At 66.8% G+C, this 2,775-nt stretch carries 2 protein-coding genes; both read left to right on the top strand.

All coding sequences use genetic code 11. The features are described 5' to 3' along the window. Window positions 1-395 precede the first annotated feature (395 nt). Window positions 396-1,748, top strand: a complete 1,353-nt coding sequence (locus BN903_RS10370; RefSeq protein WP_048077652.1) for a ribonuclease J — start codon at window positions 396-398, stop codon at window positions 1,746-1,748. Then, window positions 1,745-2,775 (top strand): geranylfarnesyl diphosphate synthase (gene idsA3, locus BN903_RS10365; protein ID WP_048077651.1); only part of this gene is annotated, 1,031 nt, incomplete at its 3' end. The genes BN903_RS10370 and idsA3, both read left to right, overlap by 4 nt.

Raw genomic sequence — 2,775 nt, 5'->3', positions numbered from 1 at the left:
ACGGCCGAAAGCGAGGCGTCGGGAATCCGGGACGGTGCGGGGAGGGAACGCGCCGCCAGCGCGAACGCGGAGAGCGGGTCCATTGCCGGGGCCGTTTCGCGGAGCGACCCAAGTGCGTTGCGGGTCCGGTGTCGGACGCTCGGACCGAGACGAGCGGAGCGAGAGTCGGGAGCGCCGCCCGAGGCGGACGCGCCGCGACGGGCGGCAGCGCGACCGAACCCCGGTGTTTTTAAAGCGGGCGAGAGTACGCCGATATACCACACTCCCGCGGGACACGGTGAGCCGACGTCGGCTCGGCCGTAGCGGGGCCTCAACGACGCAGTCGGACGCAGCGCTGACGGCTCCTTGCGGGGTTTCAGTGATGGACGCCACACGGCGTTCGACACGACAACACCATGGAAATCGAAATTGCGACACTCGGCGGTTACGAAGAGGTCGGTCGACAGATGACGGCGGTTCGCGCGGGCGAAGACATCGTCATCTTCGACATGGGCCTGAACCTCAGTAAGGTCCTCATCCACGACAACGTGGAGACCGAAAGCATGCACAGCCTCGACCTGATCGACATGGGCGCAATCCCGGACGATCGGGTGATGAGCGAACTCGAAGGCGACGTGAAAGCGATCGTCCCCACGCACGGCCACCTCGACCACATCGCGGGGATCCCGAAGCTCGCCCACCGGTACGACGCGCCGATCGTCTCCGCGCCGTACACGATCGAGCTGGTGCGCCAGCAGATCGAAGACGAGGGCAAGTTCCAGGTCGACAACGACCTCGTGAAGATGAAGCCGGGTGCTACGATGGCGATCGGCGACTCCGAGCAGGTCGAGATGGAGTTCGTCAACGTCACGCACTCGATCATCGACGCGATCAACCCGGTCCTCCACACGCCCGAGGGCGCGATCGTCTACGGGCTCGACAAGCGACTGGACCACACGCCCGTCATCGGCGACCCGGTCGACATGGACCGGTTCCGCGAGATCGGCCGGCAGGACGAGGGCGTCCTCTGTTACATCGAGGACTGTACGAACGCCGGTCGAAAGGGCCGAACTCCCTCGGAGTCGTACGCGAAGAAACACGTCGAGGACACGTTCAAGTCGATGGAGGACTACTCCGGTGGCATCGTCGCCACGACGTTCTCCTCTCACATCGCCCGCGTGAAGACCCTCGTCGAGTACGCCCGCGAGATCGGCCGCCAGCCGGTCCTGCTCGGCCGCTCGATGGAGAAGTACTCCGGCACGGCCGAACGGCTTGACTTCGTCGACTTCCAGGGCGACGTCGGCATGTACGGCCACCGGAAGTCCGTCGACCGCGCGTTCAAGCGGATCATGAAGGAGGGGAAGGGGAACTTCCTCCCCATCGTGACGGGCCACCAGGGCGAGCCGCGCGCAATGTTAACCCGGATGGGCCGCGGCGAGACGCCGTACGAACTGGACGACGGCGACAAGGTCGTCTTCAGCGCGAGCGTCATCCCGGAGCCCACGAACCGCGGGCAGCGCTACCAGAGCGAACAGCTGCTCCGCATGCAGGGCGCTCGCATCTACGACGACATCCACGTCTCCGGCCACCTCCGCGAGGAGGGCCACTACGAGATGCTCGACGCGCTCCAGCCGCAGCACGTCATCCCGGGCCACCAGTCGCTTGAGGGCTTCTCGCCGTACGTGGACCTCGCGAAGTCGCAGGGGTACAAGCTCGGACGGGACATCCACGTCTCGCAGAACGGGAGCGTTCACCAGCTCGTCGAATGACGAGCGAGACGAAGGAGGCGCGGGTGTTAGAGGCCATCCGCGAGCGGCGTGACCTCGTTAACGCCGCTATCGACGAGGAGCTACCGGTCCAAGAGCCGGAGCGCCTCTACGAGGCTACCAGATACATCCTCGAAGCCGGCGGGAAGCGGCTCCGCCCGACGGTGACGACGCTGGCCGCGGAGGCGGTCACCGGCACCGAGCCGATGGGGGCCGACTTCCGCGCGTTCCCGTCGCTGTCCGGCGACGACGTCGACGTGATGCGCGCGGCCGTCGCCATCGAGGTGATCCAGTCGTTCACGCTGATCCACGACGACATCATGGACGAGGACGACCTCCGCCGTGGCGTCCCCGCGGTCCACGAGGCGTACGACATCTCGACGGCGATCCTCGCGGGCGACACCCTCTACTCGAAGGCGTTCGAGTTCATGACCGAGACGGGCGCGGACCCGCAGAACGGACTGGAGGCGATGCGGATGCTCGCGTCCACCTGTACCGAGATCTGCGAGGGGCAGGCGCTCGACGTCGCCTTCGAGAGCCGCGACGACATCCTCCCCGAGGAGTACTTGGAGATGGTCGAGCTGAAGACCGCGGTGCTGTACGGCGCGTCGGCCGCGACGCCCGCGCTCCTGCTCGGTGCCGACGAGGACGTCGTCGACGCCCTCTACCAGTACGGGATCGACTCGGGGCGCGCGTTCCAGATCCAAGACGACGTGCTCGACCTGACGGTCCCCTCCGAGGATCTGGGCAAGCAGCGCGGCTCCGACCTCGTCGAGGGGAAGGAGACGCTGATCACCCTCCACGCGCGCCAGCAGGGGGTCGACGTCGACAACCTCGTCGACGCCGACACGCCCGCCGAGGCGACCGAGGACGCCATCGACGAGGCGGTGGCGGCCTTGGAGGCGGTCGGCTCCATCGAGTACGCCCGCGAGACCGCCGAAGACCTCACGGCGCGCTCGAAGGAACACCTCGAACTGCTTCCGGAGAGCGGCTCCCGAAGCCTGCTCGAAGACCTCGCGGACTACCTCAT

Source organism: Halorubrum sp. AJ67, from assembly GCF_000513435.1.
Note: the sequence above shows the minus strand (reverse complement) of the source record. Positions and strands in the feature narration are given on the sequence as shown.